This window comes from Bosea sp. Tri-49 (assembly GCF_003952665.1).
Lineage (GTDB): Bacteria > Pseudomonadota > Alphaproteobacteria > Rhizobiales > Beijerinckiaceae > Allobosea.
In genome coordinates, this window is record NZ_CP017946.1 from 3,210,821 (window position 1) to 3,236,566 (window position 25,746).

Below are 25,746 nucleotides of genomic sequence, written 5' to 3' on the forward strand. Positions count from 1 at the left end.
ACGATCAACCTCCGCTAATGCTCCCCGCCGGGCCGGAGCCTAGCGGGGGCATCGCGGCAGCTCAATCACGCCGGTCAGGCTGCCCGTTCGACCGGCTCGGCAGCCCGTCCCGTCTCGCTCATATAATCCCGCGTCATCGGCAGCGTGTCCAGCCGCTTGGCGAGCTGGAGCTGGAAGACGACGAGACCGTCATAGCGGAAGCTCGCTTCGGAGGCGGCGAGATAGAACTCCCACATCCTGGCGAAGCGCTCGTCATACATGGCGACGGCCTCCGGCCGATGGGCGAGGAAACGCTCGCGCCAGGCCTTCAGCGTCTCGGCGTAGTGCAGGCGCAGCACCTCGACATCGGTGATGATCAACCCTTCCTGCTCGACCGCCGCAGCGACCTCCGACAGCGCCGGGATATAGCCGCCGGGGAAGATGTACTTGGCGATGAACGGGTTGGTCGCGCCGGGCGGCGTGCTGCGGCCGATCGTATGGATCAGGGCGACGCCGTCGTCCTCGAGCAGCTCCCTGATCTTGCGGAAATAGTCGCGATAGTAGCCGACACCGACATGCTCAAACATGCCGACCGAAACAATCCGGTCGAAACGCTCGCTCACGGCCCGGTAGTCCTGCAGGCGGAACTCCACCGGAAGGCCCGATTCCTCGGCCCGCTTGCTCGCAGCAGCGAGTTGCTCCTCGGACAGCGTGATCCCGGTCACCTTCGCGCCGGTCTCGCGCGCGATCGAAAGCCCGAGCCCGCCCCAGCCGGAGCCGATGTCGAGCACGCGTTGGCCCGGCTTCAGCGCCAGCTTCGCGGTGATCCGCCGCTTCTTGGCGGTCTGCGCCTCCTCCAGCGTCGCGCCCGGATGCTCGAAGAAGGCGCAGGAATACTGCTGGTCGGCATCGAGGAAGAGTTGGAAGAACTCGCTCTTCAGATCGTAATGGTGATGGACGTTGCGCCTGGCCCAGGCCGGGGTGTTGTGCTGCGTCAGCCGCCTGACTGCCGTGCGCAGCTTGGTCAGCGTCCCGGCTAAAGCCGAGGGCGGTTGGCGCGACAGACCGCAGACCAGCGTCTCGAGCAATTGGTAGATCGTGCCACGCTCGACGATGACGCGGCCATCCATCACCGCCTCGCCGAGCGCGAGCTCGGGATCGAGGGCCAGCTTGAACTCGGTTTCACGGTCGGCAATACGCAAGGTGATCGCGGGCGCCGAACCTCGCCCGGCCGAATGGAGCGATCCATCGGCAAATACGACGTCAATCCTGGGTTCCCGGACCAACCGGGACAACATCTTCGCAATCAGCGCCCGCATGGCTCCACCTCGCGGCAGTGCCCCTTCGCCACCAAGATGGCGATCGCCCGCGGCTGCGTAACAGTGGGTTCGGCGCAAAGCTGATCTACGCCCGCCGCATGCCGCAGCCGTCAATCTCCTGACAGAAAATGGGGGCGGCGAGCCATTCTCGCCAGTCCGCCCCAGATCGCCATGCGTCCTAGCGGACGCGAAGTGGCGATCTAGCTCTTCGTTTCAGCATCGGATTTCCCCGAAAAGCGCAATCCACTTTTCGGTCCGATGCTCCCGCGCGCCCTATCTGATCATGCCCATGGTGCGCGGCAGCCAGAGCGTCAGCTCGGGAATGAAGGTGATCGCGATCAGGGCCGCGAAGAGCGGGATCAGCCAGGGCAGGATCGCCATGGTGGTGCGCTCGACCGAGAGCTTGGCGACGCGCGAGAGCACGAACAGCACCATGCCGAGCGGCGGGTGCAGCAACCCGATCATCAGGTTGAGCGTCAGGATCAGCCCGAAATGGATCGGATCGATGCCGAGCTTGAGCGCGATCGGCAAGAGGATCGGCACGACGATGGTGATCGCCGCGATGGTGTCGAGGAAACAGCCGATGAAGAGCAACAGCAGGTTGACCAGGATCAGGAACACCCACTTGTTCTGGGTGAAGCCGAGGATCAGGTCGGAGAGCAGCTGGGCCGTCTGCGACACCGTGAGCAGCCAGGCGAAGATCGAGGCGGCGGTGACGATGAACAGCACCGAGGCCGTGGTCTCGATCGTGTCGAAGGTCGCCTTGGTCAGGCTCCGCATCGTCATCGAGCGATAGCGCACGAGGCCGAGGAACAGCGACCAGATCACCGCCGCGGCAGCGGCCTCCGTCGGCGTGAACCAACCCATGGTCATGCCGCCGATCAGGATGACCGGCGTCATCAGCGCCATCACCGCCGAGAAGTTAAAGTAGTAATCCATGGCCAGCAGCACGGCGAGCGCGATGCCGATGGCGAGGTTGGGGTCGAGCCCAGCGAAGACCAGGAGATAGGCCAGCAGCGGGAAGCCCATCACAACCAGCACCTCGATGCCGGCCGAGCCGAGTTCGCGCAGCGAGAACTTGGTGTCCGCGCCCCATTTGTAGATGCGGGCGAAGATCGCGACCGTCAGCATCATGAACAGCGTCATCACCACGCCGGGGATGACGCCGCCGAGGAAGAGCGCGCCGATCGAGGTGTTCGCCATCATGCCGTAGATGACGAAGGGTAGGGATGGCGGGATGATCGGCCCGAGCGTGGCGGAAGCGGCGGTGACGCCGACCGCGACCTCGGCGGAGTAGCCGTGGTCCTTCATCGCCTTGATCTCGATCGTGCCGATGCCGGCGGCGTCCGCGATCGCGGTGCCCGACATGCCGGAGAAGATCACCGAGCCGATGATATTGACCTGGGCGAGGCCGCCGCGCATCCAGCCGACGAGGGCGACCGCGAAGGAATAGATCCGGCCGGTGACGCCGGCGATGTTCATCAGGTTGCCGGCGAGAATGAAGAAGGGCACCGCCAGCAGCGGGAAGCTCTCGACGCCGGCGATCATGCGCTGGGCCAGGATCACGTCCGGCACGGTGCCGGTGATGACGATGAAGGCGAGCGAGGCGACGGCCATCGAAATGGCGACGGGAACGCCGAGGATCATCAGGCCAAGGAAGCTTCCGAGCAGGATCAACATGGGTCAGGCCTCCGAGCCGTCGAAGGCCGCGGGACGCTCCAGCACGGAGTAGCCTCGGCGCCAGTTCTGCCAGGCGACCTGGATCGAACGCAGCGTCATCAGGGCGAAGGCGATCACGACCGCATAGAACACGATCGATTTCGGGAACTGGATCGTCGTCATCATCTCGTCCGGGATGAGCTCGGCATAGCGATGCGTCAGCACCGTGCCATAGGCGAAGAAGCCGATGCGGATCAGGTCGACGACGGTCGAAAGCACCCGCCCCCCGCCGTGCGACAAATAGCGGTAGAGAAAATCGACCTGGATGTGGCGCGAGGCGCGCACGCAGAGCGAGGACCCCAGGAAGACGACGACGATCAGCGCGTAGATCGCGATCTCTTCGGTCCAGGCGAAGCTGTCGTTCAGGACATAGCGCGTGAAGAACTGCGCCACGACGCAGGCGACCATCAGCCAGAAGGCGGCAAGCGTGACCCAATCCTCGAGGCCATAGCCAGAAAGATCGGCCGGCGGCGGCGCCTCGTCGAAGACGTGGGCGATTTCCTCGCTGGTGACTTGGGTATGGACTTCCGGCGTGGTGGTCATGGCTTCTTCCGCTCTGGCGAAGGCAGGCGGGCCGGCACGAGGCCGGCCCGCAGCAACATCACTTGATCGCCTGGATCCTCTCCCAGTCGGCCTTGCGATAGCCGTACTGCTCGAAGTTCACGTTCTTCTGCACGGCCGCGAGGAAGTCGGCCTTGTCGATCTCGGTGACCGAGAGGCCCTTGTCCTTGAAGACCTGGACGAGCTTCACCTCATCGTCCTGGATCTTCTTGGTGGCGCGCGTCGCCGCCTCCTGGGCGACGTCGGTGAAGAGCTTCTTGTCCTCCGCCGAGAGCTTGGCCCAGAGCTGCTTCGAGACGACCGTGTTGAGGTGGTCGACGATATGACCGGTGAGCACGATGTTCTTCTGGACCTCGTAGAACTTCTTGGCGTCGATGGTGTTGAGCGGGTTCTCCTGCGCCTCGACCGTGCCGTTCTGCAGCGCGAGATAGACCTCGGCGAAGGCGATCGGCGTGGTATTGGCGCCGCAGGCGCGCGGCATGGCGAGATAGGCCGGCACGTCGGGCACGCGGATCTTCAGGCCCTTCATGTCGGCGCAGGTCTTGATCGGCTTGTTCGAGGTGGTGTGGCGCGTGCCGTAATAGGTCACGGCCAGGATCTGGTGGCCGCTCTTCTCCTCATAGCCCTTGGCCATCTCCTTGAAGACGTCGCTCTTCACATAGGCGAGCAGATGGTCGGGGCCGCGGAAGATGAAGGGGTAATAGGTCACGCCGATCGGCGGATAGGCGCGGGCTGCGAAGCTCGAGCCGGAGATGATCATGTCGACCGTGCCCAGCGTCAGGCCCTGGTTGATGTCGGTCTCCTTGCCGAGCTGTGAGGCCGGGTAGACCGTTATCTCGTATTTGCCGTTGCTGCGCTTCTTGATCTCCTCGGCGGCCCAGACCGACTCGGTGTGGAACGGCTCGGAGGTCTCGTAGACATGGGCCCATTTCAGCTTGGTCTGGGCCTGCGCCGGGGTGCCGGCGAAAAGAGCGCCGGCGGCGAGCGCAGCGAGAGCGTAGTGCAACTTCATCGTCTGTCCTCCCTGAAGGTCACGAATAAGGTCTGGCCTTGCGTCATTTGATCGGCCGCGGCCGGCGTTGACGCTCGCCTGCCCGCTTGAGGTCGACGTCACCGAAGCTCTGCGAAAAGCGCTCCTGCGAGGCCTGGAGATGGGCGCACATCGCCGTGCGCGCGGCTTCGCCTTCGCCGCGGGCGAGCGCGGCATGGATGGCGCGATGCTCGCGCGCCGCCGAGCGCCAAGAATCTTCGTTCTCGAAATACTGCGCGAGCTGGCGGAAATACGGGCTCATGCGCTGGTCGAAGAGCTCGCCGACGCAGCGCACCAGTACGGTGTTCCCCAGCATCGCGGCGATCTCGACATGGAAGGCGCGGTCGAGCGCGATCAGTTGCTCCGCCGGCAGCCTGGGCTGCTCCATCTGGTCGAGAATGCCGGCAAGCCCGGCCAGTTGCGCGGGCGTCGCCTGCCCTGCTGCTTCAGCCGCGACCCCGCCCTCGATCAGCCTGCGGGCCGCGAGCACCTCGAACGGCCCCTCGACGGGAAAGCCGGCTCCGGCGAACTGCGCTGCGGCCTGGGCGGGATCGACGACATAGACACCCGAGCCCATTCGGATGCGCACACGCCCCTCGACTTCGAGCGCGATCAGGGCCTCGCGCACCGAGGGACGGGAGACGCCAAGCTTCTCCGCGAGCTCGCGCTCGGGCGGCAGGCGGCTGCCGACCGGGAATTCATGCTGGTCGATGAGATGGCGCAGCTGATCGGCAATCTGCCGATATAGGCGTGGCGACTCGACGACTGCGAGCGGCATCAGATCCCCGGACCCTTCCCTGCGCCATCCGTTTCGGACGGCATCGATTTGGCCATGTGGTCAGGCCAATTTCGCTAGGGAAGGAACCACCATACCGGAGTGGAGTCAACCGGTATGGTGGTGCGCGGCTTCAGTGCCCCTCTGCCGCCAGCACGGCCTCGACGCGGATCTCCTCGACCAGCCGCTCCTTCAGGGCGACGAACTCCGGCGAGGTCTTGATCGTGTAGGGCCTGGGATGCGGCAGCTCGACTTGGATGTCGGCCTTGATCCGGCCGGGCCTGGCGCTCATCACCACGACGCGCGAGCCGACGAAGATCGCCTCCTCGATGTCGTGGGTGACGAAGAGCACGGTCTTCTGCTCGCGCTCCCAGATGCCGAGCAGCATCTCCTGCATCAAAGCACGGGTCTGGTTGTCGAGCGCGCCGAAGGGCTCGTCGAGCAGCAGGATTTTTGGATCATTGGCGAGCGCACGGGCGATCGCGGTGCGCTGCTGCATGCCGCCCGAGAGCTGCTTGGGGAAATGATCGACGAAGCCGGCGAGCCCGACACGCTCGGCCCATTTGCGGGCGATGTCGAGCCGCTCTCGCTCCGGCACGCCCTTCTCGCGCAGGCCGAAGGCGATGTTCTGGACGACCGTCAGCCAGGGGAAGAGCGTGTAGCTCTGGAAGACGAAGCCGCGATCGGCGCCCGGCCCGGTAACGGGCGCGCCGTCGAGCAGGATCTTGCCCTCGCTTGCCGTCTCCAGCCCGCCGATGATGCGCAGCAGCGTCGACTTCCCGCAGCCCGAGGGGCCGAGGATGGTGATGAAGTCGTTGTCGGCAACGCTGAGCGAGGTCGGCATCAGCGCGCGCGTCGGCTGACCCTTGCCGCGCGCCGGGAAGACCTTGCCGACCTGGTCGATCAGGAGCTTGCTCATGCCTGCGCCCATGGAAACAGGCGCTGGTTGACCGCCTTGAAGAGGAAATCCGAGACCAGGCCGATCAGGCCGATGATGATGATGCCGAAGATGATCTGCCCGGTGTTGAGCAGCGCCTGGCTGTCGGTGATCATGTGGCCGATGCCGGAGGACGAGCCGATCAACTCCGCGACGATGACATAGGTCCAGGCCCAGCCGAGGACGAGACGGAAGATCTCGGCGATCTCCGGCGCGGCATTGGGCAGGAGCACGCGGCGCACCACCGAGGAATCGCTGGCGCCCAGCGTATAGGCGGCGTCAACCAGATCGCGCCTGATGCCGCCGACCGCGACCGCGATCATCAGCACGAGCTGGAAGAACGAGCCGATGAAGATGACGAGCAGCTTCTGCGTCTCGCCAATGCCGGCCCAGAGGATCAGCAGCGGAATGAAGGCAGAGGCCGGCAAATAGCGCGCGAAGGAGACGAAAGGTTCGAGGAAAGCCTCGACCGGCTTGTAGGCGCCCATCAGGATTCCGAACGGCAGCGCCAGGATCACAGCCAGGACGAAGCCGCCCAGCACCCGCCAGATCGTCATGCCGATGTCGAACAGGAAGCCGTGATTGACGAGCAGGTTCCAGCCCTCGGCGACCATGGTCAGGGGATCGGCGAGGAAGAGTTTCTGCACATAGCCGCCGAAGGTCGCGATCGACCAGACGACGACGAAGAGCGCGAAGAAGGCGATGCCGTAGCCGACGCGGGCGCCGGCGGAGACGGGCTGGAGTGGTTTCATCGTCAGAAGCTCGCTTCCTTCGCGAGAGCGGCGAGTTCACGCCAGGGTTCGATCGACCAGTAGCCCGAAGCGGCACCGGATGTTGAGGGAAGAACGACGACGCGGATGTCGTCGATGGCTGCAGGCTGAAGGCCGTAGGCAAGCGCACGACCTAGAACCGTCTGGGCCGCGCGCTTGCCGTTGAAGGCGATGATGGCGGGCCGCTGCGCCCGCATCTTGCGAAGGAAGCCCGCGACGTCGAAGTGATCCCGCGTCAGCGCCGTATCCGGTCCGGAGGTCCGCTTTGCGACATCGGTGCAGCCGATGCCGTAACGCGGGAGCTCGCGGAAATCCTCCGGACCGAGTTGCAGAGGGATCAGACCGGTCTCGAACAGCGTCGGCCAGAACCTGTTGCCCGGGCCGGCATAATAGGCGCCGCGCCGGGCTGAGACGGAGCCGGCCTGCGTGCCGCAGAAGACGACGCGCAAGCCCGGCCCCAGCACGTCCGGCAGGACGTGATCAATCACTTGCCGGCGACGTACTTCGTGTCGACCAGGGTGGCGATGTCGGGCTTGGCCTTGATCAGCCCGATCTCGAGCAGGAGGTCCGCTGCCTTGTTGGTGAAGGCCTGCCACTCGCCTGCGAAGAAGGCCTTGTTGCCCTCGGCGTCCGACCAGCGCAGATAGTTCGCCGACTTGCCGAACTGCTCGCCGGTCTGCTTCACATCGGCGCCCATGATGCCGTAGGCCTTGGCCTGATCGGCCTTGATCAGCGCGAGCGCCTCGAAATAGCTCTTGGTCAGCGCAGCAGCGGCCGCGTCGTTCTCGCCGAGGAATTTCGGCGTGCAGCCGAAGGTGTCCATCACCATCGGATAGTCGAGCGTGGTGGCGATGATCTTGCCGGCATCCGGCTTCTCGCGCACGGCCGAGAGATAGGGCTCATAGGTCATGGCGGCGTCGTTCTGGCCGGCGATGAACGCCTGCGCCGCCGGGCCGGGCTCCATGTTGACGACGCTGACGTCCTTCACCGACATGCCGTTCTCCTTGAGGATCCAGGCGAGGGCGAAATAAGGCGAAGTGCCGGGGGCGGAGGCCGCCACGGTCTTGCCCTTCAAATCCTTGATCGAGCCGGTCGCGCTGCGCACCGCCATGCCGTCGGCGCCATAGCTCTTGTCGAGCTGGAAGATCTGCTTAGTCTTGATGCCGGCGGCGTCCCAGACGATCCAGGTCTCGACCGTGGTCGCGGCGCACTGGATGTCGCCAGAGGCGATGGCGAGGTGGCGGTCCTTCTGCGGGATCTTCTTGATCGAGACGTCGAGGCCGTTCTTGGCGAAGATGCCGGCCTCCTTGGCGAGCACCAGCGGGGCAAAGCCCGTCCAGCCGGAAATGCCGACATTGACCTTGGTCTGCGCCTGCGCGCCGCCTGCGGCCATGAGGGCTGCAAGGCCGATCCCGGCGACCATCCCGATACGCTTGATACCTGTCATGACGAACCCACTCCCCTCTTGATTTGCCCGCAGCGGAACGCCCCGGCCAACGCAGCCCGATCACGTCCGATAGTGCAAGCTTCGTTCCAAATCACGTTAAATGCATATGCAAACCCGTCAAGGCGCTGTGCCGGCCGGCTCCGCGCGAGAGCGCGCTGATCAACGCCGCTTGGGAAAGCAATGACATTCTCTTGTTTGACACCGCAGTAGCGATCCCGTCCCCTCGGATCATCGGCGCGAAACGCCATGGCTATCGAGAGGTTCTTCCGGATGAATGGCGCCGACCGCCTGTGCGACACGCTGCTGGTCAACGATGTCGATGTCTGCTTCGCCAATCCCGGCACCTCCGAAATGCACTTCGTCGCGGCGCTCGACCGCAAGCCGCAGATGCGCTGCGTGCTCGGCCTGTTCGAGGGCGTGGTCACCGGTGCGGCGGACGGCTATGCCCGCATGGCCGACAAGCCGGCGGCGACGCTGCTGCATTGCGGGCCCGGCATGGCCAACGCCCTCGCCAACATGCACAACGCCCGGCGCGCCTGGACCCCGATGATCAACGTGGTCGGCGACCACGCGACCTATCACCTGCAGCATGACGCGCCGCTGACCAGCGACATCGAGAGCCTGGCCCGGCCGATGTCGCAATTCGTGCGCCGCATCGCCTCGCCGGAGGATGTCGGCCCGGCGATCGGCGAAGCCTATGCCGCTTCGCTCACTTTGCCCGGCGTCACCACCGTGATCCTGCCAGCCGATTGCGCCTGGGGCAGCGTTGAGCCGGCGGAGCTGAAGCCGACGCCGCTGCCGGCGCTGAAGAGCGTCGATGCCGCCACTGTCCGCGAGGTCGCGGCCGGCCTGCGCAAGCACGGTGCGCGCGCCGCGATCATGCTGACCGGGCTTGCGCTGCGCGAAAAGCCGATGGAGATGGCGGCCCGCGCCTGCGCGGCGACCGGCGCCCAAATCTTCAGCCAGATGTCGAACGGGCGAATCCAGCGCGGCGCCGGCCGCGTCGCCATGCCCAAGGTGTTCTACCCGATCGACAAGGCGCTCGATCAGCTCAAGGACATCGACTACCTCGTGCTCATCGGCGCACAGGTGCCGGTCGGCTTCTTCGCCTATCCCGGCAAGCCCGGCCGGCTGGTCCATGACGGCTGCGAGGTCGCGACGCTGGCGCGGCCCGGCGACGATTTGCCCGCAGCGGTCACGGCTCTCGCCGAGGAGATGGGCGCGACCAGGATCGCACCCGCCTATATCGCCCCCTCGCGCACCGAGCAGCCCGCGCTGCCGACCGGCACGCTCGACGCCGACAAGACCTGCGCCATCGTCTCGGCGCTACTGCCGGAGAACTGCATCATTTGCGACGAGTCGGTCTCGTCGGGCCGCAACTTCTATTACGACTGCCACAGCGCGCCGCAGCACGACTACATTCAGCTCACCGGTGGCGCGATCGGCGAGGGCATCCCGCTCTGCGTCGGCGCCGCGGTCGCCTGCCCTGACCGCAAGGTCATCGGCATGCAGGCCGACGGCTCGGGCATGTACACTGTGCAGGGGCTGTGGACGCAGGCGCGCGAGAACCTCGATGTCATCACCGTGGTCTTCGCCAACCGGACCTATGCGATCCTGCATGGCGAGATGCGGGCCGTCGGCGTCAACGATTTCGGCCGCAACGCCAAGCTGATGCTCAACCTCGACGAGCCAGCGCTGGACTGGGTCGCGATGGCAAAAGGCATGGGCGTCGAGGCTGGACGAGCGACGACGGCCGAGGAATTCACCAAGCTGTTCAAGGGTGCGCTCGGCCGGAAAGGACCGTTCCTGATCGAAGCGGTGATCTGAGCGAGAGCGGCGTTCGCTGGAGCGCGGCCCTTCCGCGCTCTCAAGAACTCTGCCGCTTTTGGTGTTGCCACCGGCCGAAGAACCAGATCAGGCACAACCATTGAACCGTGAAGGGTATCCCTGCGGGCAGGCCTATCACCATGCTCATCAGAATTGCCGCAAGCGCCGTGACCAGCGCTCGCCAGAAGGCGGTCCAGAGGCTGGAAATGTCCCAGAACCACGCGCTGATGGAATCCCAAAGGCTGAGCATGCCTCTCGATACAGCTCAGCGGCGAAGGATCGATTAAACCGATCCAATAAAGTGTGGGACAGGCTTGGTTGGCCGGAAGGGGTGTGGCCAAGCCGAGAATGAGGGGACCGTGGCCGGATGGCCGTTTGCAGCGATCAGCCTTGCCAGCCGTAACCTGACGCGGCGACATAGCGAACTCAGGCTTCGATGCTTATCTCGGCAGGATCAAGGAGGTTTGACATGACGGAACGTGCTGTACTCGCAGGCGGTTGCTTCTGGGGCATGCAGGACCTGATCCGCAAGCTCCCCGGCGTCGAGACGACCCGGGTCGGCTACACCGGCGGCGACGTGAAGAATGCGACCTATCGCAATCACGGGAGCCATGCCGAGGGCATCGAGATCACCTTCGATCCCGGCAAGATCGGCTACCGGCAGCTGGTGGAGTTCTTCTTCCAGATCCATGACCCGACGACGCTGAACCGCCAGGGTAACGACCTCGGCACCAGCTATCGCTCGGGCATCTACTATGTCGACGAGGCGCAGAAGAAGACCGCCGAAGAGGTGATCGCCGAGGTGAACGCGTCGGGACGCTGGCCCGGCCGCGTGACCACGGAAGTGAAGCCCGAAGGCGATTTCTGGGAAGCGGAGCCGGAACACCAGGATTATCTGGAGCGCTATCCGGCCGGCTACACCTGCCACTGGGTCCGCCCGGACTGGGTGCTGCCACGCCGCGAAGCTGCGGAATAGCAGCGGCAACCAAAGGAAGAGGGGGCCGGCGCCCCCTCTCTCAGACGAGGCGCTAATGTCAGCGCGCCGGCTCGATCAGATCCCAGCGATTACCGTAGAGATCCTCGAAGACGGCGACGATGCCGTAGCTTTCGCGGCGCGGCATCTCCAGGAAACGAACGCCGCGCGCCAGCATGCGGGCATGGTCGCGCGCAAAATCCTCGGTCTCGAGGAATAGAAAGACGCGGCCACCCGCCTGGCTCCCGATCTGCGACCGTTGCTCGGCCGACGCGGCGCGAGCCAGCAGCAACGCCGCCCCCTTACCGCCCGCGGGCGCCACCTTGACCCATCGTTTCTCTGCGCCGAGCGGTGTGTCCTCGAGGAGCTCGAAGCCGAGGGCATCGACGAAGAAGGCGATCGCCTCGTCATAATCCCTCACCAGCAAGGCGAGGCAGGCGACCGCCTGCGGCACAGCCCCTACCCCTTGAACCCACCCAGGAACGCGTCGAGGCAATCGCCGATCGCTTCGATCGCGTAGCCGCCTTCCTGCACCACCAGCGTCGGCAGGCCGAGCGCCTTCACCCGCTCGCCGATCGTGCCGAAATCGGCCGCTTCGAGCTTGAGCACGCCGATCGGGTCGTCCTTATGGGCATCGTAGCCGAGGGCGATGACGAGGACCTCGGCCCCGAACTCGCGAATGGCGCGGCCGGCGCGATCGACCACCGCTTCCATCTCGGCGCCGCCGGCGCCGGGCGCGAGTGGCAGGTTGATATTGTAGCCCTCGCCCGGACCATTGCCGCGCTCGTCCTCATAGCCGGTGAAGAAGGGGTAGTAGTTCACCGGGTCGGCATGGACCGAGATCGTGAGCACGTCGTCGCGGCGGTAGAAGATTTGCTGGGTGCCGTCGCCGTGATGGGCGTCGACATCGAGGATCGCGACCTTGCGGAATTTACGGCGCAGGCGCTGCGCCGCGATCGCGGTGTTGTTCAGATAGCAGAAGCCGGAGGCACGGTCGGCGCGGGCATGATGGCCCGAAGGACGGCAGAGTGAATAGACGGCGCGCTCGCCGGCGAGGATCGCGTCAGCACCCGAGACCGCCGTCTCGGCCGAGCGCAAGGTCGAGAGCCAGCAATGCTCGCCGACCGGTACCGACATGTCGCCGAGATACCAGCCCATCTGGCCGACGATACCGGTCGGCCGGCAGGGCGGGCGCACATCCTCGTCGGTGCGGCCGCTCCAATAGGGGAAGGTGTTGGGCCAGGCCTCCGGCCCGCGCTCTGGCAGAGCAAGCCAGCGCTCCCATAAGCCTTCGAGGAAGCGGACGAAGCCTTCGTCATGAACCGCGAGGATCGGGCCTGTGCCGTGCTCGGCCGGACGCTCGGGCGTGATGCCATGCTTGGCCAGCGCGCCGAGCAGCCGATCGGTTCGCTCCGGCAGGTCCTTCGGCGCCACGATCTGGCCGAAGCGCATATATTGCTGCGGATCGTGCCTGGACTGGTCGGGATGGTAGAAGGCGCGCATGCAAGGCTCGTGGCTTTGATCAGGAAGCGCGCATAGCGCCACGAAAACCGCGCCGCGACCAGTGCGCCGGCTCAGGCGGCGGCACTATCCCCATGCATGGCACCGTTCTTCGGCAGCAGGTCCGGCAGCTGCAGCAGCCGGGGCACGAGGCTTGCTGGGGCGGGCTTGGCATAACGATAGCCCTGGGCGAAGCGGCAGCCATGCTCGCGCAGGAAGGCTTCCTGCTCGGCGGTCTCGACCCCCTCGGCGATGAGATCGAGACCGAGATCGGCCGCGAGCCGGATCAGCGCCCGTACGATCGCCGCATCGTCACGCCCCTCGGCGACATGGCTGACGAAGCCGCGATCGATCTTGAGGGCATCGACCGGGAAGCGCTTGAGATGGGTCAGCGAGGCGTAGCCGGTGCCGAAATCGTCGAGCGCGACACGCAGCCCCGCCGCGCGCAGGGTCTTCAGCGTGCGCTCGGCCTCGTCGGCATTGCGGGTGAGCAGCACCGTCTCGGTGACCTCGACGCCAAAGCGGTCGGCCGGCACGCCGGCAGCCGCGAGCTGACTAAGGAGGCGCTCCGGCAGCGCTGGGTCGCGGAAGACGCTCGCCGCGAGATTGACATGGACATGGCCGACATCGAGGCCGGCATCGAGCCAGCGCCGCAGATCGCTCACCGCCGCGGCGATGATCGCATCGCTGATCCCGTTGGCGATCTCGGCATCCTGGAAACCTTCCTGGAAGGCGGCGGCCGGGATGATGCCGCGCTCGGCATGGCGCCAGCGCGCCAGCGCCTCGAAACCGGTGATCCGGCCGGTATCGAGCGCGACCTGCGGCTGGTAGAAGGGCAGGATGCGCTCCTCCTTCAGCGCCCCGGCCAGCCCCTGGCAGACGGCGACCCGGCGCACCATCGCGGCCCGCATCGCCGGCTCGTAGACGATGGCCATATTGCGGCCGTTCGCCTTGGCCCGGTAGAGAGCAAGATCGGCGTCCTTCATCAGCTCGACGGCATCCCGATCGTGCTCGGGCGCGAAGGCAATGCCGAGGCTCGCCCGCGTCGCAATCGTCTGCCCGGCATGTTCGCAGGGCTGGCGCAGCACCTCGATCAGCCGCTCACCCTTCGCCAGGGCCTGCACCGTCGTCAGTCGCTCGGCGGACAAAACGATGAACTCGTCACCGCCGAGACGGGCAACAAAGTCCTCCGGACCGATCGCTGCGGCGAGCCGAGCCGCCGCCTTGATCAGCAACGCGTCACCGGCATCGTGGCCGAGCGTGTCGTTGATCGATTTAAAGTCGTCGAGGTCAATCAGGAAGAGCCCGACCGCACCGCCCTTGCGCGCCATGCGCGCCAGCTCCCGCTGCAGGCGCTCGCCAAAGAGCAGCCGGTTCGGCAGGCCTGTCAGCGCATCGTGCGTCGCCTGCACCCGCGTCCGCGCTTCGGCCGCCTTGCGGTCGGTGATGTCGACGATCCCTGCGACAACCGCCGGTGCCTCGCCGATCGGCAGCGTCGTCGCCGTGATCAGGACGTCGCGCACGGTGCCGCTGCCGTCGCGAACCTGCGCCTCATGGCTTTTGATCTGCTCCTGCTCATGCAGCAAGCGGGCGATCATGCGCCGGTTGCCGCCGTCGAGCAGGATATCCCGGACCTGTGCCTCGGTAACCTCCTCGCCAAAATAACGCTTGGCCGCATCGTTGCCGCGCAGGAAGCGACCCTCGTCGCGCGAGGTGACGATCAGCGGGATCGGCACCGCCATGAAGATGCGCTCGATCATCGCCTGACTGGCGACGAGCTCGTCCTTGGCCTGGCGCTCGGCCTGCGTCGCCGCCCATTCGAGCCGGCGCAGCCGGTTGCCGTGGACGACAACCAGCCCGAGCGCGAAATTGAGCATCACGAGGACGAGGATCAGGCCCGGCAAGGTCGTGGGCATCGGCCCGCGGCCGAGATAGCCGGCGAGCATGAGAGCACTGCAACCGACACCCAGGACCATGGTCCAGCGAAAGGCCGTCGGCGCCACCAGATAGAAGATCGAGGGCAGCATCATCACGACGAAGAGCGCAAGATCACTGCGAGAGGATACCAGCAGCGCGACCGCGAGCCCGGTCGTGACCTCCCAGCCGATCAGCACTCCTTGCGCCTGCGAGAAACGTGTCGCCCGGCGCACCAGCGCAAAGCAGAGCAGCGAGGCGAAGACGACCACGAGCCGCGCCGGCACGGCGACGAAAAAATGCGGCGTGCCGTGGAAGCGCCAGTCGCTGGCGAGGAAGAGCGTGTTGAGGATCGCCGAGATCAGAAAGATCAGGCGGCACTGCCGGAGCATCTCGGCAAAGCGCGCATCGCGGAACGCCATCTCCCGGAGGGAATCGCGGAATTCACCACCGAATCGAAACAGGCCGTCGCGCGTCATGCGCCTACCGTCACCCGGCGCTGGTCAAAGCGAGGTTAAGGTGAAATGGCCAGCTGTCTTGGCCAATAGTCTTGGCTAGCTCTCTCCGCCGACCTTGATCGGCGCGACCAGCGCCGCGAGTTCATCGGCAAGCTGGTCGATATCGAAGCGCCCCTCGCGATACCAGTCGACCGAGCCGTTCATTGCCCCGAGCAGAAAGAGGCGCAGCCGCTCCGGCGCGGCCCCCGCCGCCAGCGCGCCCGTGCCGGCGAGCTCCTCGATCAGCAAGCGCCAGACATCCTCATAGTCGCGCCGCATGCGCCGGACGCTGTCCGGCGTCGGGTTCTCGCCGAAGCTGAAGACCTTGATGCTGGCGCAGGTGTAGTCGGAATGCCCGTGCAGCGCCGACAGATGCGCCGCGATCGCCGCTGCGAGCCGGCGGCGTGGATCGGTCTCGCCGGCGGCGGCAAGCGCTGCCGCCACAGCCTCGTGAACGAAGCGCACCCCGTCGTTGACCACCGCTTCGACGATCTCCTCTTTCGAGGCGAAGTGATGGTAGAGGCTGGCCTTGCGGATGCCGACGGCTTCGGCGATCTCGCGCAGGCTCGTCTGGTGATAGCCATTACTGCGCAGCAAACGTGCGGCATGATCGAGGATGAGACGGCGCGCGCCGCCCGCCAGTTCCGCCCGCTCGCTGCGTCCCGTCACGACCGTCACAGGCGCTTTGCCACCTCTTCGAGCATGACTTCGGTGGCGCCGCCACCGATCGCCTGGACGCGTGCGTCGCGGGCCATGCGCTCGATCGCGCTCTCGCGCATGAAGCCCATGCCGCCATGGAACTGGACGCAGGCGTACATGACTTCGTTGACCAGTTCGCCGCAATAGGCCTTGACCATCGAGACCTCGCGCGTCGCGTCGAAGCCCCTGGCATCGAGCCAGGCGGCATGATGGACGAGCTGACGCCCGGCCTCGACCTTGGTCGAAAGCATGGCGAGCTTCTGGCGGATCGCCTGCTTTTCCCAGAGCGGCGCGCCGAAGGCCATGCGCGTGCGGACGTAATCGAGCGTCAATTCGATCGCGGCCTGCGCCTCGCCCATCGCCATGGCGCCGATCACGGTGCGCTCGTTCTGGAAGTTGCGCATGATCGCGTAGAAACCGCGTCCCTCACCGCCGAGCAGGTTCTCGGCCGGAATCCGGCAATCCTCGAAGATCAGCTCGGCGGTGTCGGAGGAGCGCCAGCCATGCTTGTCGAGGGCGCGGCCGACACGAAAGCCCGGCGTACCCTTCTCGACCAGGAACATCGAGACCGCCTGCGAGGGCTTGGCCGACGGATCGGTCTTGGCGGCGACGCAGTAGAGATCGGCGTGGACGCCATTGGTGATGAACATCTTGGCGCCGTTCAGCACATAGGAATCGCCCTCGCGCCGCGCCGAGGTGCGAATGCCCTTCACGTCGGAGCCGGCGTCGGGCTCGGTGACGGCGATGGCGCAAATCACCTTGCCGGCGATGATGTCGGGCAGCCAGCGATCGCGCTGCTCCTTGCTGCCGGCATGGAGGACATGGACCGAGGCCATGTCGGTGTGAACGAGCGCCGTGATGGCAAAGCCCGAGAAGGTCGAGCGGCCGAGCTCCTCGGCCAGCACTACGGTGGCGAGCGTATCGAGCTCGGAGCCGCCATATTCGGCCGGGTAGCGGATGCCGAGGAAGCCGAGCTCGCCCATGCGGCGCAGCACCTCGCGCGGCACCATGCCGGCCTCTTCCCAGGCGAGCCCGTGCGGCTTGACCTCGCTCGCGACGAAGCGGCGCAACTGGTCGCGCAGCGCCTCGTGTTCCTCGCTGAAATAGGGCGAGCGGAGGGTGCCGCCGCCAGCCGCATCGAAACTGTCCATCGCCGCCAGCATGCTCCCATGTCTCCGCGATAGCTTACCCTACCGGTCGGCAGGTAGACAACTCCCGAATGCCGCGAAGAAGAGAGGAGCGGCGCTCGCTCCTCTCTTCCTCCGGGCCGGTGCCGTCGACCGGCCTGGCTCTCCTCAGGGCTCAGTTGCAGCCGCAGCCATGCCCGCCATTGCCGATGCCGATGCCGCCGCGGCCGACGCTGACCCGGTTGCCGTTGAGGATGCCGTTGCCGCTCAGCACCGAGACGTTGTTGAGCACCTTGACGTTGGAGACCGCCGTCGTGACGGACGCCACCGAGGTGACCAGTCCACCGAGAAGGCCGCCGCCACGGCCGCCCTTGCTGCCAGCGAAGGCGGGGGTGACGGAAAAGGCAGCGATCGAGGCAAGAACAATTGCGTACTTCATCTTTCTCTCCCTGCTCTCGCTCCGGGTATCGAAGCGATATACACGTTATGGTTGTATTTTACTTTGAAGACAATCTGAACGCATTGTTAACCATACTTGCTAGCCTTAACCGGGGAGCACTCGAATACAGAAGCCAATATTACCTCGGCTGCAATGTATTACATCAAATCTATTCTTGGAATTACCGGCGACATCTTGATAGTATTAACTGGCCGTTAGGCATGATCACCTATCTTTGTCTGAGAGGGGTGATGTCATGCGTCCTGTCCGTACGGTATTCGTGCTTTGCTGCGCCTTGCTCTGCACCCTGCCGGCTACGGCCGGAGAGACAGCGGAGGAGACTTTGGTCTCGACGGCGGTGGTCGGCCTGCGCGGCGGCTTCGACTCGAGTCCGACCAACAGCAAGGGCGAGAAGGGCAGCCCGACGCTGACCGGCTTCGCAAGCTGGAACTATCTGCGCGGCACTGTGCAGGACGGCTACGGGCTCGACCTTCTCCTGGTCGATACGCAGTACGACCCGCGCCAGCTCGCCGCGAGCCGACTGCACACGCTGACGCTGAAGCACGCCACCGGGATCGGCGAGAACCTCACCCTGCAATCCTCGCTGGCGCTCGAGAACGAGCAGACCTGGTCGCGCCGCCGCAGCAGCCTGACCTGGCGCGAGCGGCTCAATCTCAATCTCGGCTCCATCAGGCTCTTCGCCAATGCCGAGGCGCGGCTTGCCGCGCTGAACGAGCGTAACGTCTTCGCCAGCGGCGATTTCCTGCCGCAGGACGAGAACCTCGCCACGCTCGGCATCACGCCGGGTATCGCCTGGCGCCAGGGCGAGACCGAGATCGGCGTCTCGTTCATGGCCTCACGCACGCGCTTCACCAACGGCACCGACTATCTCGGCATGCGCCGTGACAACTATCGGTTGCAGCCCAATTTATTCGTCTCGACGGCGCTCAAGGGAGCGAGCTTCGAGGCCTCGCTCTCGCCGCTGCAGATCATCTTCCCGGACAAGGAGTTCGAGAACGAGAAGAAGCTGCTCTATACGGCCAAGCTCAGCGTTCCCTATGAGTGGCTGACGCTCGACCTGTCATCGAGCCGCACCGTCGAGGACACCACCCTGCCCTTCGCCGTAATCAATCTCGTGACCCAGCACGAGGGCAAGCTCACCGCCCGCTTCAACGACACGAACACGCTTTCCCTCACCGTCAGGCAGAAGCTGGAGGACTATCTCGGGCTCGACTCCACGACGCGCACCGCCAGCATCGGCCTCGACTATGCGCGCGGCCTCGGCAACGGCATGACCGCGACCGCCTCGGCCGCCTGGCGCAAGACCAAGGATACGGGACTGGAAGCGGTGCCGGCCTTCGTGGTCCAGCTCGGGCTGCAAAAGCAGCTCGACTTCAGCGAGCCGGGCAAGGCGACCAAGAAGGGCGGCTGAAACGCTTGCGGCGCGCCTGAGGCGCGCCGCAACGATCAATCGAGACTGACTTGGATCAGGCCAGCTTGCCGCCGACCGCCTTCTCCAGGATCGCCCAGGCCTCGTCGCCGTATTTGCCCTTCCACTCGCCGTAGAAGCCGGCCTTCTGCAGCGCGGCTCGGAATTCGTCGGCCTTGGTCGGGTTGATGACCATGCCCTTCGAGGTCAGCTCGGCCTGCAGGCCGGCATTGAGCTTGGCGACGTCGGCGCGCTCCAGCAACGCAGCGGCGTCGATGTTCTTGGCGACGATGGTCCGCAGATCCTGCGGCAGCCGGTCCCAGGCGCGGCGATTGGCCAGGAACCAGAAGCCGTCCCACATATGGTTGGTGAGCGAGAGGTACTTCTGCACCTCGAACAGCTTCGCGGTCGCGATGATCGCGAGCGGGTTCTCCTGGCCGTCGACGATCTTGGTCTGCAGCGCGGTGTAGACTTCGGCGAAGTTGATGCTGGCCGGGGCCGAGTCGAAGGCCTTGAACATCGAGGTCCAGAGCGGCGAGACCGGCACGCGGATCTTGAAGCCCTTGAGGTCGGCGGGGCTCGCGATCGGGCCCTTGGACGAGGTCATCTGGCGGAAGCCATTGTCCCAGATCTTGTCGAGGACGTGCAGGTTCGCCTTGGCGATCTGTCCGCGGACGTAAGTCCCGAGCTCGCCATCCATCGCCTTCCAGACGGAGTCATAGTCCGGGAAGGCGAAACCGATGCCGCTGACCGAAGCGTTCGGCACGAGCGTCGACAGGATCAGCGGCGACAGCGTGAAGAACTCGACGCCGCCAGCGCGGACCTGGTTCAGCATGTCGGTGTCGGAACCGAGCTGGTTGTTCGGGAAGATCTGGATGACGACCCGGCCATTGGTCTCGGCCTTGATCTTCTCCATCGCCTCGGCGGCGCGCACGTTCATCGGATGCGCCAGCGGCAGGTTGTTGGCGTATTTGTAGGTGAATTCCGGCGTCTGGGCGCGAGCGATCGAGAAGGTCCCGATCGTGGCGGCGGCAGTGGCGCCCTGCAGGATCGTGCGGCGTGAGATCGACATGGTCTTTCCTCCAAACATTCGTTGTTATCGGCGATCAGGTTTCGTCGTCATTGCGAGCGAAGCGAAGCAATCCATAAGGTCTCGCGCAATCCTTCTGGATTGCTTCGTCGGCAGGGCCTCCTCGCAATGACGGCATGACGAAGCATGTGCGCCATCACGATCACAGGAACATCGTCGAGAAGGACGGCACGTAGGCGATGATGGCGAGGCCGGCGAGTAGGGCCAGCAGATACGGCCAGATCGCGCCCATCGCCTCGTCCGGTTCGACATTGCCGATCTTGCAGGCGATGTAGAAGCCGATGCCGATCGGCGGCGTCATCAGGCCGATGTTCATCGCGGTGACGACAACCATCGAATAGTGGATGTCGTTGATGCCGAGGCTCTTGGCGATCGGGAACATCAGGGGCGCCATCAGGACGATCGCCGGCAGGCCCTCGAGCACGCAGCCGAGGATCATGAAGACGACGATCGTCACCGCCATGAAGCTGATCCAGCCGCCGGGCAGATGCGACATCGCGGTCGCAAGATCGCGGGCGAAGCCGGTCTGGGTCAGCGCCCAGGCCATGGCCGAGGCGGTGCCCAGGATCAGCAGGATCGCGCCGGAGAGCGCCGCGGTCTCAACCAGCATGCCGTAGAAGGTGCGCCAGCTGATGCCGCCATAGAGGACGATGCCGACGATCAGCGCGTAGAGCACCGCGATGGTCGAGACCTCGGTCGCGGTGGCGACGCCGCCGCCGACGGCGCTGCGGATCAGGAAGGGCAGGACGAGCGCTGGCGCCGCGATCAGCGCCGTCTTCCAGATCGTCGCGAACGGCGCGCGGCGCACGCCCTTCAGCATCTCGCCGCGGGCCTTCCAGCGCGCCAGGATCGCGAGCACGAGCAGCAGCACGGTCGCGACGACAAGGCCGTTGGTGAAGAGCCCGGCGATCGAGACGCCGGCAACCGAGCCGAGCACGATCAGGACGATCGAGGGCGGCACGGTCTCGGCCATGGCGGCGCCGGTCGAGAGCAGCGCAATCAATTCCTTGGGCTGGTAGCCGCGCCGCTTCATCTCCGGGAACAGCGCCGGCGCCACCGTCGCCATATCGGAGACTTTTGAGCCGGAGATGCCGGAGACCAGGAAGAGCGAGCCGAGCAGCACATAGGACATGCCGGCGCGGACATGGCCGAGCATCGAGGCCAGGAAATCGACGATCGCCTTGCCCATGCCGGTGGCGTCGAGCACGCAGCCGAGCAGCACGAAGATCGGCACCGAGAGCAGGATCAGGCTCGACACGCCCTCGTCCATGCGCCCGATCATCACGAAGATCGGCACGGTCGTGCTGAAGGAGAGGAAGCAGAGTGCCCCCAGCCCGAAGCAGAAGGCGATCGGCACGCCGGCGACGAGGCAGAGAGCGACGACGCCGAGCAGGAAGATCACGATGTTGACGTAGCCGAGCGTCTTGAACACCGGCGTCAGCAGGAAAAAGGCCGCCGCGACGACGCCGATCACCGCCGCGGAGATCAGGAGGTCGCGCAGCGTGCAGGTCTTGACCGCATAGGTCAGCACCAGCGCCAGCATGGCGATGATGCCGAAGGCGATGGCTGAGACCCGGTAGCTCGAGGGTATGTTGAGCGCCGCCGAGGTGACGTAGGATTCCTCGATGACATAGTCGATCGCCGGCCAGGTCATCACGGCAAGGAAGGTCGCGACCGCGAGCAGGCCGAAGGCATGGGCAAGGCCGCGCAGGCGTTCAGGCAGCATCCCGACGAACAAGGTCAGGCGCAGATGCTCATTGCGGTCGATTGCGATGGCGGCGCCGAGCATGGCGAGCCAGAGGAAGCAGATCGAGGCGGCCTCATCGATCCACACCACTGGGATCGACAGCACATAGCGTGAGGTCACGCCGGCGAGCAGCAGCGTGACGATGGCGACGAGCAAGGTCGCGGCAATGATCTCGAGCGGGCGCACCAGCGCCGAGCCGACACGCTTGGGGGTATGGTCGAGGCTCTCCAGGACCGCGGCGACGCCATCGCTGGCATGCGCGCCGGCGGCTGCGCTCGTGCTTGTTTCGGCCATAAGGGCCGCTCCTCCCATACGCCCGTCCTGTCGGCAGCGCCGGTCCAGTGGGTCCACATTATGGCGAATTGGCTCGCTCGTTCCGGCTGGAACATACACGGATCGATCGCTGTTGCAATCACCGACGCTGCCATCTACACCTTTAAAGCAGAAGAGAGGTCCGCATCATGGACCCAATATGGCGGAGGACATGCAGCCCGATTCCGTGCCGACGCCCGATCTGTCAGGCTCGCAGAGCGTCGACCGCGCCTTGCGATTGCTGGCGCTCGTCGGCCGCGAGAGCGCCTCGGGCCTGCCGCTCAGCGAGATCGTCGAAGAGAGCGGACTGAACAAGCCGACCGTCCGGCGCCTGCTGCTGGCGCTGATGCGAGCGGGGCTGGTCGAGCAGGAGGCGCGCACGCGGCGCTACCATCTCGGCGAGGAGGCTTTCGTGCTCGGCCTGCTCTCGGGACAGCGCCATGGCCTGCTCGACCTTGCCATGGCGAGCCTGCATGCGCTCTCCGACACGACGCAGGACACCAGCTTTTTCTCGATCCGGCGCGACCGCTTCGCCATCTGCCTGCATCGCGAGGAAGGCACCTGGCCGGTGCGCACCCACGCTTTGCAGGCCGGCGACCAGCACCCGCTCGGGGTCGGCGCCGGCTCGCTCGCCATGCTGGCGCTGATCCCGGACGCCGAATCCACCGCGATGATCGAGGCCAACCGCGCCATCCTCGCCGCACGCTATCCGGCCTATGCGCCAGCCCAGCTCATCACCGATATCGCGCTGGCGCGGGCACAGGGCTTTGCCCTCAATCCCGGCCGCATCGTCGCGAACTCCTGGGGCATCGGCGTCGGCGTGCGCTATCCGGATGGGCGCGTCGCCGGGGCACTCAGCATCGCCGCGATCGATTCACGCATGCAGCCGCAGCGGCAGGAGGAGCTCGCCGTCCTGCTGCGCCGCGAGGCGCGGCAGGTTGAGACCCGGATCGCCGCCATGCTCGACCGGCGGCAGGCGCAGCCGAAGCTGCCAGCACAAGACGAGATCAGGACAGCGGAGACGACGCCATGACCACGAGCGCAGCGGGCGCCGGCCCGGCGGGCGGGCTGAAGCCCGTGACGACGCGGGTGATGAACCTCGCGCATTTTCTGACACGCAATGCCCGCCGCTTCGGCGACCGGCCCGGGCTGATCTGGGGCGAGCGGCAATGGAGCTGGAGCGAGCTCGACGCGGCGACGCATGCGCTCTGTGCCGCGCTGTCCGCCCGCGGCATCGGTAAGGGCGACCGCATCCTCGTCCATTCGAAGAACTGCGACGAGATGTTCGTCTCGATGTTCGCCGCATTCCGGCTCGGTGCCGTCTGGGTGCCGACCAATTTCCGCCTGATGCCGGACGAGGTCGCCTGGCTCGCGACCTCCTCGGGCGCCAAGGGCTTCCTCTGCCATGGTGATTTCCCCGATCATGCTGAGGCCGTCGCCAAGGAGAGCAAGGCGCTGCAGTTCACCTGGCGGATCGGCGCCGGCGCTTTCGGCGAGACGACACTGACCGAGGCGATCGCCGCGCATCAGGGCAGCCACGTGGCCGACGCGGTCGTCGACCGCGACGATCCCTGCTGGTTCTTCTTCACCTCGGGCACGACCGGCCGCTCCAAGGCGGCGGTGCTGACTCATGGCCAGATGGGCTTCGTCATCACCAACCATCTCGCCGACCTCGTGCCGGGTTCGACCGAGCAGGACGCCTCCCTTGTCGTTGCCCCGCTCTCGCATGGCGCCGGCGTGCATCAGCTCGTCCTCTCCGCCCGCGGCGCGCCGACGATCCTCTTGCCGACCGAGCGCTTCGACATCGACGAGGCCTTCCGGCTGATCGCGAAGTACCGCGTCACCAACATCTTCACGGTACCGACTATCCTGAAGATGCTGGTCGAGCATCCGGCCGTCGACCAGCACGACCATTCCAGCCTGCGCCATGTCATCTATGCCGGCGCGCCAATGTATCGCGAGGACCAGAAGACGGCGCTCGCCAAGCTCGGCAAGGTGCTGGTGCAGTATTTCGGCCTCGGCGAGGTCACCGGCAACATCACCGTGCTGCCGACCTATCTGCATGAGGAAGAGGACGGCCCGGCGGCGCGCATCGGCAGCTGCGGCGTCGAGCGTACCGGCATCCAGGTCGCGATCCAGAACGATGCGGGCGAGGAGCTCAAGCCCTTCGAGACCGGCGAGATCTGCGTGATCGGCCCGGCCGTCTTCGCCGGCTATTACGAGAACCCCGAAGCCAACGCGAAATCCTTCCGCAATGGCTGGTTCCGCACCGGCGACCTCGGCCATATGGACGAAGAGGGCTTCGTCTACATCACCGGCCGCGCCTCGGACATGTACATCTCCGGCGGCTCGAACATCTATCCGCGCGAGATCGAGGAGAAGATCCTGACCCATCCGGCGATCGCGGAGGCTGCCGTGCTCGGCGTGCCCGATGCGGTCTGGGGCGAGATCGGTGTCGCGGTCTGCGTTGCGCGTGGCCATATCGACGAAAATGAGCTGGCAAACTACCTCGCCGAGAAGATCCCGCGCTACAAGATGCCGAAGCGCTTCTTCTTCTTCGAGGAGCTGCCGAAATCCGGCTATGGCAAGGTGCCCAAGCGCCTCGTGCGCGACGAGCTGGAGAAGCGCGGCCTGCTCGATTTCGTCCGCGCACCAGGAGCATCAGTGTGAGGACGATCCAGCAGCCGGGGCTGGCCGAGGCCGAGCGCATCCAGTGGATCGAGGGGCGCGGCCGCAAGCTGATTCTCGAACTGAAGCCCGGCCTGCTGCTCGATTCGATCGCCGAAGCCTTCGCAGCGCAGGGTTTTGCCAGCGGCGTGCTGCGCCTGCCGGCCGGACTTGCGCTCGCGCCTTTCGCCTATGTGATGCCGGCGCTTTCACAGACACCCGAGCATGCAGCCTTCTACAGCGAGACCTTTCGGCCTGGTGGCGTAACCCGGATCGAGACGGGAGCGCTGACCTTCGGTGAGCGCGACGGCGCGCCGTTCTTCCATGGCCACGCGCTCTGGCGCGAGGCGGACGGCACCCATAGTGGCGGCCATATCCTGCCGGACCAGAGCTTCCTGGCCGAACCGATCACCGTCGATGCGATCGGGCTGGATGGCGCCGGCTTCGTCGCCGGTCATGATCCGGAGACCAATTTCAAGCTGTTCATGCCGGCCGAGCAGCCGAGCGCCGGCGCAGAAGCCCGCGGCCGCTTCTTCGTGCTGCGGCTACGGCCGAACCGCGATGTCTTCACCACCCTGGAAGCGTTCTGCGCCGAGCGCGGCATCACGCAGGCGATCATCCATGGCGGCGTCGGCTCGACCATCGGCGCCCGCTTTGCCGATGAGCGCGTCATCGAACCCTTCGCCACCGAAATCGCAATCACCGCCGGCCATGTCGCCCCCGGCGCCGATGGCAAGCCGGAAGCGGCACTCGCGATCGCGCTGGTCGACTATACCGGCGGGATGGCGCAGGGCGCGCTCAAGCGCGGTGACAATCCGGTGCTGATGACACTGGAGCTGGTGCTGGAGGCGCAGTAGCGCGCCGCTGCCACCGCTCCGCCGTCATTGCGAGGAGCGTCAGCGACGAAGCAATCCAGGGGGGAGGAGAGCACCGCCGCTCCTGGATTGCTTCGCTGCGCTCGCAATGACGGGATCCGCCAGTGTCTCTT

24 protein-coding genes are annotated in these 25,746 nt (G+C 65.8%); 6 read left to right on the forward strand and 18 right to left on the reverse strand.

The genetic code is table 11. The features are described 5' to 3' along the window. Positions 1-74: 74 nt before the first annotated feature. The 9 genes from BLM15_RS15720 to BLM15_RS15760 all read right to left on the reverse strand — a co-directional run bounded on the left by BLM15_RS15720 (position 75) and on the right by BLM15_RS15760 (position 8,513). Positions 75-1,298 carry an SAM-dependent methyltransferase gene (locus BLM15_RS15720; protein WP_126113639.1) on the reverse strand — a complete coding sequence of 408 codons (1,224 nt, stop codon included), beginning with the start codon at positions 1,296-1,298 and terminating at the stop codon, positions 75-77. 273 nt (positions 1,299-1,571) lie between these two features. After that, positions 1,572-2,978 (reverse strand): TRAP transporter large permease, encoded by a 1,407-nt coding sequence (locus BLM15_RS15725; protein ID WP_126113640.1) that lies wholly within the window; start codon positions 2,976-2,978, stop codon positions 1,572-1,574. 3 nt (positions 2,979-2,981) lie between these two features. Further along, positions 2,982-3,560 (reverse strand): TRAP transporter small permease, encoded by a 579-nt coding sequence (locus tag BLM15_RS15730; RefSeq protein WP_126113641.1) that lies wholly within the window; start codon positions 3,558-3,560, stop codon positions 2,982-2,984. A gap of 58 nt (positions 3,561-3,618) precedes the next feature. Beyond that, the gene (locus BLM15_RS15735) at positions 3,619-4,590 is read right to left on the reverse strand and encodes a sialic acid TRAP transporter substrate-binding protein SiaP (RefSeq protein WP_126113642.1); all 972 of its coding nucleotides are present in this window, start codon (positions 4,588-4,590) and stop codon (positions 3,619-3,621) included. A 43-nt stretch (positions 4,591-4,633) separates the two neighbouring features. Continuing rightward, entirely contained in the window at positions 4,634-5,386 is a 753-nt protein-coding gene (locus BLM15_RS15740; protein WP_126113643.1) for a FadR/GntR family transcriptional regulator, read from the reverse strand. A gap of 130 nt (positions 5,387-5,516) precedes the next feature. After that, positions 5,517-6,302: an ABC transporter ATP-binding protein gene (locus BLM15_RS15745; RefSeq protein WP_164547530.1), complete on the reverse strand. Its 786-nt coding sequence runs from the start codon at positions 6,300-6,302 to the stop codon at positions 5,517-5,519. Then, positions 6,299-7,072 carry an ABC transporter permease gene (locus tag BLM15_RS15750; protein WP_126113645.1) on the reverse strand — a complete coding sequence of 258 codons (774 nt, stop codon included), beginning with the start codon at positions 7,070-7,072 and terminating at the stop codon, positions 6,299-6,301. The genes BLM15_RS15745 and BLM15_RS15750 overlap by 4 nt, the downstream gene beginning before the upstream one ends. A gap of 2 nt (positions 7,073-7,074) precedes the next feature. Continuing rightward, positions 7,075-7,578 (reverse strand): mismatch-specific DNA-glycosylase, encoded by a 504-nt coding sequence (locus tag BLM15_RS15755; RefSeq protein ID WP_236846320.1) that lies wholly within the window; start codon positions 7,576-7,578, stop codon positions 7,075-7,077. Further along, on the reverse strand, positions 7,575-8,513 hold the full coding sequence (locus tag BLM15_RS15760) for an ABC transporter substrate-binding protein (RefSeq protein ID WP_126116203.1): 939 nt from the start codon (positions 8,511-8,513) through the stop codon (positions 7,575-7,577). Before BLM15_RS15760 ends, BLM15_RS15755 begins: the two co-directional genes overlap by 4 nt. 294 nt (positions 8,514-8,807) lie before the next feature. Between BLM15_RS15760 and BLM15_RS15765 the strand changes: the two genes are divergently transcribed. Beyond that, the gene (locus tag BLM15_RS15765; protein ID WP_126116204.1) at positions 8,808-10,364 is read left to right on the forward strand and encodes an acetolactate synthase large subunit; all 1,557 of its coding nucleotides are present in this window, start codon (positions 8,808-8,810) and stop codon (positions 10,362-10,364) included. A gap of 40 nt (positions 10,365-10,404) precedes the next feature. Here BLM15_RS15765 and BLM15_RS15770 read toward each other — a convergent pair whose 3' ends face one another. After that, complete coding sequence (locus tag BLM15_RS15770) at positions 10,405-10,614, reverse strand: hypothetical protein (RefSeq protein WP_126113646.1); 210 nt, start codon at positions 10,612-10,614, stop codon at positions 10,405-10,407. Positions 10,615-10,833: 219 nt separating this feature from the next. Here BLM15_RS15770 and msrA point away from each other — a divergent pair, with 219 nt between their 5' ends. Beyond that, the gene (gene msrA, locus BLM15_RS15775) at positions 10,834-11,340 is read left to right on the forward strand and encodes a peptide-methionine (S)-S-oxide reductase MsrA (RefSeq protein WP_126113647.1); all 507 of its coding nucleotides are present in this window, start codon (positions 10,834-10,836) and stop codon (positions 11,338-11,340) included. Positions 11,341-11,398: 58 nt separating this feature from the next. Here msrA and BLM15_RS15780 read toward each other — a convergent pair whose 3' ends face one another. From BLM15_RS15780 to BLM15_RS15805, 6 genes are all read right to left on the reverse strand, one after another. Continuing rightward, positions 11,399-11,791: a VOC family protein gene (locus tag BLM15_RS15780; RefSeq protein WP_126113648.1), complete on the reverse strand. Its 393-nt coding sequence runs from the start codon at positions 11,789-11,791 to the stop codon at positions 11,399-11,401. Positions 11,792-11,796: 5 nt separating this feature from the next. Beyond that, complete coding sequence (locus tag BLM15_RS15785) at positions 11,797-12,840, reverse strand: histone deacetylase family protein (RefSeq protein ID WP_126113649.1); 1,044 nt, start codon at positions 12,838-12,840, stop codon at positions 11,797-11,799. Between the two features lie 71 nt (positions 12,841-12,911). Further along, positions 12,912-15,230, reverse strand: coding sequence for a putative bifunctional diguanylate cyclase/phosphodiesterase (locus tag BLM15_RS15790; RefSeq protein ID WP_126113650.1), 2,319 nt, complete (start codon positions 15,228-15,230; stop codon positions 12,912-12,914). A gap of 75 nt (positions 15,231-15,305) precedes the next feature. Next, the gene (locus BLM15_RS32215; RefSeq protein ID WP_126113651.1) at positions 15,306-15,926 is read right to left on the reverse strand and encodes a TetR/AcrR family transcriptional regulator; all 621 of its coding nucleotides are present in this window, start codon (positions 15,924-15,926) and stop codon (positions 15,306-15,308) included. Beyond that, positions 15,923-17,110 (reverse strand): acyl-CoA dehydrogenase family protein, encoded by a 1,188-nt coding sequence (locus BLM15_RS15800; protein ID WP_236846321.1) that lies wholly within the window; start codon positions 17,108-17,110, stop codon positions 15,923-15,925. Before BLM15_RS15800 ends, BLM15_RS32215 begins: the two co-directional genes overlap by 4 nt. A gap of 139 nt (positions 17,111-17,249) precedes the next feature. Then, positions 17,250-17,513, reverse strand: coding sequence for a hypothetical protein (locus BLM15_RS15805; RefSeq protein ID WP_126113652.1), 264 nt, complete (start codon positions 17,511-17,513; stop codon positions 17,250-17,252). A 256-nt stretch (positions 17,514-17,769) separates the two neighbouring features. Here BLM15_RS15805 and BLM15_RS15810 point away from each other — a divergent pair, with 256 nt between their 5' ends. After that, a complete protein-coding gene (locus tag BLM15_RS15810; RefSeq protein WP_126113653.1) occupies positions 17,770-18,945 on the forward strand; it encodes a hypothetical protein in 1,176 nt (391 codons plus the stop codon). Positions 18,946-19,000: 55 nt separating this feature from the next. On the opposite strand, the gene BLM15_RS15815 is transcribed toward BLM15_RS15810, so the two are convergent. Beyond that, on the reverse strand, positions 19,001-20,014 hold the full coding sequence (locus BLM15_RS15815) for a TRAP transporter substrate-binding protein (protein WP_126113654.1): 1,014 nt from the start codon (positions 20,012-20,014) through the stop codon (positions 19,001-19,003). 160 nt (positions 20,015-20,174) lie between these two features. Beyond that, positions 20,175-22,073, reverse strand: a complete 1,899-nt coding sequence (locus tag BLM15_RS15825) for a TRAP transporter large permease (protein ID WP_126113656.1) — start codon at positions 22,071-22,073, stop codon at positions 20,175-20,177. A gap of 190 nt (positions 22,074-22,263) precedes the next feature. Between BLM15_RS15825 and BLM15_RS15830 the strand changes: the two genes are divergently transcribed. The 3 genes from BLM15_RS15830 to BLM15_RS15840 are packed head-to-tail and all read left to right on the forward strand — an operon-like array spanning position 22,264 to position 25,615. Next, entirely contained in the window at positions 22,264-23,124 is an 861-nt protein-coding gene (locus tag BLM15_RS15830) for an IclR family transcriptional regulator (protein ID WP_126113657.1), read from the forward strand. Then, entirely contained in the window at positions 23,121-24,761 is a 1,641-nt protein-coding gene (locus tag BLM15_RS15835) for an acyl-CoA synthetase (protein WP_126113658.1), read from the forward strand. Before BLM15_RS15830 ends, BLM15_RS15835 begins: the two co-directional genes overlap by 4 nt. After that, positions 24,758-25,615 (forward strand): PCC domain-containing protein, encoded by an 858-nt coding sequence (locus BLM15_RS15840; protein WP_126113659.1) that lies wholly within the window; start codon positions 24,758-24,760, stop codon positions 25,613-25,615. Before BLM15_RS15835 ends, BLM15_RS15840 begins: the two co-directional genes overlap by 4 nt. The last annotated feature ends 131 nt before the right edge of the window (positions 25,616-25,746 follow it).

Coding starts and splice junctions, on each gene's coding strand:
- BLM15_RS15720 (WP_126113639.1), bottom strand. CDS start 1,298: ATGCGGGCGCTGATTGCGAAGATGTTGTCCCGGTTGGTCCGGGAACCC.
- BLM15_RS15725 (WP_126113640.1), bottom strand. CDS start 2,978: ATGTTGATCCTGCTCGGAAGCTTCCTTGGCCTGATGATCCTCGGCGTT.
- BLM15_RS15730 (WP_126113641.1), bottom strand. CDS start 3,560: ATGACCACCACGCCGGAAGTCCATACCCAAGTCACCAGCGAGGAAATC.
- BLM15_RS15735 (WP_126113642.1), bottom strand. CDS start 4,590: ATGAAGTTGCACTACGCTCTCGCTGCGCTCGCCGCCGGCGCTCTTTTC.
- BLM15_RS15740 (WP_126113643.1), bottom strand. CDS start 5,386: ATGCCGCTCGCAGTCGTCGAGTCGCCACGCCTATATCGGCAGATTGCC.
- BLM15_RS15745 (WP_164547530.1), bottom strand. CDS start 6,302: ATGAGCAAGCTCCTGATCGACCAGGTCGGCAAGGTCTTCCCGGCGCGC.
- BLM15_RS15750 (WP_126113645.1), bottom strand. CDS start 7,072: ATGAAACCACTCCAGCCCGTCTCCGCCGGCGCCCGCGTCGGCTACGGC.
- BLM15_RS15760 (WP_126116203.1), bottom strand. CDS start 8,513: ATGGTCGCCGGGATCGGCCTTGCAGCCCTCATGGCCGCAGGCGGCGCG.
- BLM15_RS15765 (WP_126116204.1), top strand. CDS start 8,808: ATGAATGGCGCCGACCGCCTGTGCGACACGCTGCTGGTCAACGATGTC.
- BLM15_RS15770 (WP_126113646.1), bottom strand. CDS start 10,614: ATGCTCAGCCTTTGGGATTCCATCAGCGCGTGGTTCTGGGACATTTCC.
- msrA (WP_126113647.1), top strand. CDS start 10,834: ATGACGGAACGTGCTGTACTCGCAGGCGGTTGCTTCTGGGGCATGCAG.
- BLM15_RS15785 (WP_126113649.1), bottom strand. CDS start 12,840: ATGCGCGCCTTCTACCATCCCGACCAGTCCAGGCACGATCCGCAGCAA.
- BLM15_RS15790 (WP_126113650.1), bottom strand. CDS start 15,230: ATGACGCGCGACGGCCTGTTTCGATTCGGTGGTGAATTCCGCGATTCC.
- BLM15_RS15800 (WP_236846321.1), bottom strand. CDS start 17,110: ATGCTGGCGGCGATGGACAGTTTCGATGCGGCTGGCGGCGGCACCCTC.
- BLM15_RS15805 (WP_126113652.1), bottom strand. CDS start 17,513: ATGAAGTACGCAATTGTTCTTGCCTCGATCGCTGCCTTTTCCGTCACC.
- BLM15_RS15810 (WP_126113653.1), top strand. CDS start 17,770: ATGCGTCCTGTCCGTACGGTATTCGTGCTTTGCTGCGCCTTGCTCTGC.
- BLM15_RS15815 (WP_126113654.1), bottom strand. CDS start 20,014: ATGTCGATCTCACGCCGCACGATCCTGCAGGGCGCCACTGCCGCCGCC.
- BLM15_RS15825 (WP_126113656.1), bottom strand. CDS start 22,073: ATGGCCGAAACAAGCACGAGCGCAGCCGCCGGCGCGCATGCCAGCGAT.
- BLM15_RS15830 (WP_126113657.1), top strand. CDS start 22,264: ATGCAGCCCGATTCCGTGCCGACGCCCGATCTGTCAGGCTCGCAGAGC.
- BLM15_RS15835 (WP_126113658.1), top strand. CDS start 23,121: ATGACCACGAGCGCAGCGGGCGCCGGCCCGGCGGGCGGGCTGAAGCCC.